Raw genomic sequence first — 449 nt, forward strand, 5'->3', positions numbered from 1 at the left:
TTTGACGGTGCCTCTCGCACGCTATGTCGGTGAAAATCATCGAGAATTAGTGTTCCCATTCCGCCGCTATCAAATTGCAAAATCATATCGAGGTGAACGACCTCAACGTGGCCGTTACCGAGAATTCTATCAATGTGATGTGGATGTGATCGGCGATGAGACACTCGATTTTAAAAACGACGCGCTGATAATCAGCATCGGTTATTCTATTTTCAAAAAGCTTCATGTAGGACCTTTCGCAATTCGCATCAGCAACAGAAATATTCTCAAGGGTTTTTTGGAGTCACTTTCGCTTACTGAAAAAACTGCAGAAATTTCTCGCGCTGTTGATAAAAAGCCAAAAATCACAGAAGATGCGTTTATTGATATGCTTCGTCAGGCTCTGTTGACCGACGAACAAATTGTAAAAATCGCTGCTTTCGTAAATATTAAAGGCACTAATGCAGACA

Annotated in this window: 1 pseudogene; it reads left to right on the forward strand. The window is 41.4% G+C overall.

Annotation, left to right across the window (positions count from 1 at the left end):
• Nucleotides 1–449, forward strand: a pseudogene (locus tag AC3DE3_RS17370) (hypothetical protein); the annotation flags it as partial.

Source organism: Dietzia sp. IBK-p2-16D (genome assembly GCF_057773085.1).